Annotated in this window: 3 protein-coding genes; 2 read left to right on the plus strand and 1 reads right to left on the minus strand. The window is 64.9% G+C overall.

From position 1 onward, the window contains the following. Positions 1-1,155 (plus strand): hypothetical protein (locus tag QOD90_RS10665; protein ID WP_526349397.1); only part of this gene is annotated, 1,155 nt, incomplete at its 5' end. Here the strand turns inward: QOD90_RS10665 and QOD90_RS10670 are convergent. Then, complete coding sequence (locus QOD90_RS10670; RefSeq protein ID WP_526349399.1) at positions 1,152-2,408, minus strand: glycosyltransferase; 1,257 nt, start codon at positions 2,406-2,408, stop codon at positions 1,152-1,154. The genes QOD90_RS10665 and QOD90_RS10670 overlap by 4 nt on opposite strands. Before the next feature lie 172 nt (positions 2,409-2,580). Between QOD90_RS10670 and QOD90_RS10675 the strand changes: the two genes are divergently transcribed. Further along, positions 2,581-5,781, plus strand: a complete 3,201-nt coding sequence (locus tag QOD90_RS10675; RefSeq protein WP_526349401.1) for an MMPL/RND family transporter — start codon at positions 2,581-2,583, stop codon at positions 5,779-5,781. The last annotated feature ends 23 nt before the right edge of the window (positions 5,782-5,804 follow it).

A 5,804-nucleotide genomic window follows, 5' to 3' on the forward strand; every position in this document is an offset into this window, starting at 1 on the left:
TCGACATTGCCGTTCGGTCGGCACCGGTGGGTCGCTGCCACCGGACCGGTCGCGCCGCTCGACATCGCCGAGGAGCGGCCGCCGAGCCAGCTCGGTGCCTGGATCGAAGAACGCTCGCAGCAGCGCATCGATCCGGTGCAGGGGCCCGGCTGGCATCTGGGGGTGCTGCCGATGACCGACGGGACGACCGCCGTCACGCTGGTGGCGTCCCACTGTCTGCTCGACCATGGCGCAGCCACGCGCACGTTGATCGATGCCGTCAACGAAGAGCCGCGCCACTTCGGATACCGCGCGCCGCGGTCGCGGACGCGACGCGCAGCGCTGAGCTCCGACGCTCGCCAAGTGGTGCGTGACCTGCCGGAACTCGGCCGAACCGTCGTCGCCGCAGTGAAGTTCGCGTATCGCAGTCGACGGGAGATCTCGTCGGCCGGCGCGTCGCGGCCAGCGGTGGCGGCGGCGGGCACCGATGGCCCCCTGGTTCTGCCCGCGGTCTCGGCCGTCGTCGACGCGCTGGAATGGGACGCGCGTGCCAGTGAGCTGAACGGTACCGGCTATTCGCTGCTGGCCGGATTTGCGGCATCGCTGGGGGAGCGGTTGGGGCGGGCCCGATGTTCCGACGGCCTGGTGACACTGCTGATCGCGATGAGCGATCGCGGCGGGGCGGACGACCTGCGCGGCAACGCCATGAAGATCGCCTCGGCGACGGTCGATCCCGCTCCGGTGACGGCGGACCTGACGGCAGCCAGGGAGGCGGTCAGGGAGGCGGTCAGGCGGCTGGCCGACCCAGATGAGAAGCATGCGCTCCTCCCGATCACGCCATTCGTCCCGGTGCGCGCCGTACGACGAACGGCGGACCTGATCTTCGGTGACCTCCCGGTGTCCTGCTCCAACCTCGGCGAGGTACCACCCGAGGTGGCCCGCGTCGACGGCACCGACGCCGAGATCATGCTGTTCCGACCCGTCGACCAGGGCGTGACACGAAGCGCACTCGAACGGGCCGGTGGCCAACTGGTGGTGGCGGCCGGGCGTATCGCGGGGACCGTATCGATCGGAGTCGTCGGCTACCAGGTGGGCGTCGAGAACACCCGAGAGTGGCTCGGGGACATGGTGGTTCGCGTGCTAGCGGACTTCGGCCTCAAGGGCACCATCATCTAGGTCTTGGCGGGCACTCGTCCTCGCTCGGCAGCTGCCTCCAGTAGGTCGACTGCCGTCGAGACGCTCCTGGCGGCGGGCGTCACCAGGGTGGCCGCCACTCGGGCGCGTTCCTGGCATTCCGGACTGAGTGCGGTGCGCAGTGCCTTGGTAAGAGAGCGCGCCGAGGTGCGGGAGAATCGTTGGGCGACACCGACCTTCATCCGGTTGATCTGGGCGGCCCACACCGGCTGGTCGGCTGACACCCACAGGACCACCGTCGGCACCCCGGCCCGCACGCCGGCTGCAGTCGTGCCTGCGCCGCCGTGGTGGACCACCGCGCGGCAAGCGGGAAAGACCTTGGAGTGGTTCACCGCACCGACGAGTCTCACGTGGTCGCTGCGAGATACCTCGTCGAGGTCCAACACACCCGCGCTGATCAGGGCCCGCTCGCCCAGGTCCGCGCACACCGAGGTGATCATCTCGATCGCGCTGGTCGGCGAATCGACCGGCATGCTGCCGAATCCGAAGTAGATGGGCGGGGATCCGGCCGCCATCCAGTCGGCGAGTTCATCGTCGTCGGAGGTGGGCAGTTCGAGCGAAATCGAGCCGACCAGCCGGCGGCTTCCCCGCCATTCCTCGCTGAGCCCAGGGAAGAAGACTTCGTCGTAGGCCTGAAGTTCGAGGGCGCCACCCTCCACGATGCGACGCACCGCTCGGACCTCAGCCTTCGGTAAGCGCAGTGCACGCCGCTGGGCGTCCTCGGCACCCTTGAGCACCCTCCAATGGCCCCACTCCACGGCCGACCAGCCGGTTCGCAGCACCGGCCCCGGCAGTCGAACCGGCAGCACGTGACTGTTCATCCGACAGGGAAAGTAGTGCAGCGCCGCGAGCGGAACGTCATGTGCCTCGGCGACGTTGGCGGCGACCTCCTGGTAGGTGGTGCCCGTCAGGATCAGATCGGCGTCCTCGGCAAGCGTCGACAGTGTCTGGCTCATCTCGGCCCAGCCCTCGGTGACGTACTCACGGCTGCGGCGCAGCACGGTCATCGGGTTCTGCAGCTTCCACCAGTCGCGAAAGACGTCGGCCTCCAACTGCTTCTGTGAGTCGACGCCGTACTCGGCTGCACCTTCGAGGCCGGCCGACTCGACGAATCGAACCAGATTCGGTGGTACGGCAATTCGTACCTCGTGACCACGACGCAACAGTTCGACGGCGACCGCCGCACAGGGCTCGACATCACCTCGGGTGCCATGGACGGCGACCGCAAATCTCATGCCCGAGAAATCCGTCGATAGGTACGAAATGTCTTTGTTTTCAGACGATTATCCGGATTTGAACTTCGCACACACGATTACAGCACGTAGCCGTCCGCAGCGTTACTGCAAGTATGCTGAGGCCGCCCGTCGTCGGACGTCTGGCGATTGCTGGCCGGTGTAACCTCACATGATGTTCAGCCGCGCCGATCTTCGTGGCGTCTCTGTTCACGGGGCGTTCGAATCACTGGGGCGGTTCGTAGTCCGGCGTCCGGTCGCGATCATCGTCTTCTGGGTGGCTCTGGCCGGGGTGCTGTTCCTGTTGATCAGCCCGCTGTTCGTCGTCGCGCAGAAGAATCCTCCGGATCTGCTGCCGAAGGATTCGGCGATCCTCGCTGCCGGCGACCACATGAAGAATGCGTTCAAGGAAGCCGACGGCGGCAACGTCGCGATCGTCGTGTTGTCGAGCGACAACCCTCTGACGCCTGGCGACGAGGACGACTACCGAAAGTTGGTGGACGCGCTTCGCGCCGAGACCGCCGACGTGAAGTCCACCCAGGACTTCGTCGCCATCCCCGAGCTTCGTGAAGCGATGACGAGCAAGGACGGCAAGGCCTGGACGCTTCCGGTCAGCCTGGCCGGGAACATGGGTTCCGGGCCGGGCCAAGAGGCCTATCGGAACGCCATCGCCACGGTCAAGAACGTCATGGCGGATTCGAAGCTCACCGTCAACGTGGTCGGCGCGTCCGCGACGTTCGACGATCTCAACAAGATCGGCGAACACGACCAGCTGATCATCGAGATCTCCACGGTCGTCACGATCTTCACCATCCTGGTGATCGTCTATCGCAATCTGGTGGCGATGCTGATGCCGCTGGTCACCATCGGGATCTCGATGGGCGTTGCGCAGCAGGTCGTCGCGGGCCTCGGCGAGCTGGGCCTGCCGATCGGCCCGCAAACCATCGTGCTCATGACCGGCATGCTGATGGGGGCGGGCACCGACTATGCGGTGTTCCTCTTCAGTCGATATCAGGAGTGTCTGCGCAACGGAATGGCCTCGGACGACGCCGTGGTCTATTCACTGGCGACGATCGGCGAGGTGATCACCGGGTCCGCGGCAACCGTGGCGCTGACCTTCATGGGACTTTCCTTCGCCACGCTTGGAGTGTTCCTGACCGTTGGCCCTTCGCTGTCGGTGACCATCATCATCGCGGTGCTGGCCGCGATGACGTTGCTGCCTGCGCTGATGGTGCTCGCGGGACGGCGCGGGTGGGTCAAACCGCGAAAGGACATCACGGGGCGGTTCTGGCGGACGACGGCCGTGCGCATCGTGCGACGGCCGAAGTCGTACCTCGCCGCGAGTCTGGCGGTCCTGCTGGCGCTGGCAGGTTGCGCGACCCTGGTGAAGTACAACTACGACGACCGGAAGAACCTGCCGCCGGATGCCGAGAGCAACCTCGGCTACGACGCGCTGACCAAGCACTTTCCCGTCAGTACCACGATGCAGCAATTCATCCAGATCTACGCGCCCGGCGTGGACCTGCGGTCGCCGAAGTCGCTCGCCGATCTGGAGCAGATGGCCCAGCGCATCAGTCAGGTGCCCGGCATCGACATGGTGCGTGGCATCACCAGGCCGAACGGCGAGATGCTTCAGGAAGCGAAGTCCACCTATCAGGCAGGCGAGGTCGGCTCGAAGCTCGCTGACGCGTCCGGCCTGATCGCGACCAATGACCAGAACCTGTCACTGCTGAGTGGCGGCGCTCATCAGATGTCCGATGTACTCAACAACATTCGGTCACAGGTCATCGACTCGATGGCGGACGTCCGTTCGATGGTCGGCGGTCTCACCGATATGAAGGCCGCGCTTGGCGACGAGGTCACGCTCGACGAACTCGACAAGTCGGCCAAGCTGGCCGCCAACATGAACTCCGTCGGCGACGCGCTGGGTGACAGCCTCAAACAGGTCACCGAGGGCTACCGCTCGTCGCAGTCCATGCTCGTCGTGCTGAGCGGAAGCGTCGCGTGCAACATCGACCCCGCCTGCGTCTCCTCGCGCGCGGAACTGCAGCGCCGGGTTGATGGCTACGACGAAGGTGACATCGCCTACCTGGAGGCACTCAGCCGCGGGTTGAAGGAAACCCAGGGCACCCAGCGGGTCGACGACGTGGTTCGCAAGGTCGGCGGCCAACTCGACAAGGCGATCGAAGCCGCTCGCAAGATGGGGATCGACAACCCCGAGGATCTGGATTCGAAGCTCAACGACCTCAAGACAGGCGCCGACCAGCTCGCGGATTCCAGCAAGCAACTGGCCGACGGCGTTCAGCTATTGGTCGACCAGACGCGGAACATGGGCGGTGGCCTCGATCAGGCGTCGAGCTTTCTGCTGGCGATGAAGCGAGACGCCGCCGACCCGGCGATGTCCGGCTTCTACATTCCGCCGCAGGTGCTCACCCAGCAGGAGTTCAAGAAGGCGGCCCAGCTGTTCGTCTCAGACGACGGCCACACCGTCAGGTACCTCGTACAGACCGCCCTGAATCCGTTCGGCGCCGAGGCCATGGATCAAGTCGATCTCATCGTCGAGGCGGCCGAGAGCGCCAGGCCGAACACCAGCCTGGCCAATGCACAGATGACGATGGTCGGTTTCTCGGCCTTCAACAATGAAATTCGCACGCATTACAACTCTGATCTCACGTACATCATCGTGATGACCTTGGTCGTGGTCTTCCTCATTCTCGCCGCGCTTCTGCGGGCGGTGGTCGCACCGATCTATCTGGTGATGTCAGTGGTGTTGTCGTTTATCTCGGCAATGGGTATTGGCGTGGTTTTCTTCCAGTTCGTCTTGGGTCAGGACATTTACTGGAGCGTATCCGGAATGGCATTCCTAGTGCTGGTTGCCGTTGGTGCCGACTACAATTTGTTGCTGATATCGCGAATACGCGATGAAGCGAAATATGGTGTTCGGTCCGCAGTGATCAAGACGGTGGGTGCCACCGGTGGCGTGATCACGTCGGCCGGGCTGATCTTCGCCGCGTCGATGCTGGCGTTGACCGTCAGCAGCCTGGCCACCGTCGTGCAGTTGGGCTTCGTCATCGGCGTTGGTCTGCTGTTGGACACATTCATCGTGCGAACGATCACGGTTCCCGCGGTCGCGGTGCTCATCGGTGACAAGAATTGGTGGCCATCGAAGACCCCTAGACAGATGTTGGACGCAGCGCGGCAGCGCGGCGGTGCGCAGGACCGGGAGCGAACGGACCCGTCATTCGACGGACGTGACGACGGTCCGACCGCTCGCCGGACCGACCCGGACCTGGATGCCGAACTGGACGCCGACGACGGATTTGCGGCGGCCGTCCAAACGGCAAGTCGGATAAGCGCCGCCTGGCGTGACGATTAGTCGACTCGCACGGACACGTCGCG

Origin of the sequence: Mycobacterium sp., from assembly GCF_032161845.1 — a bacterium.
Lineage (GTDB): Bacteria > Actinomycetota > Actinomycetes > Mycobacteriales > Mycobacteriaceae > Mycobacterium.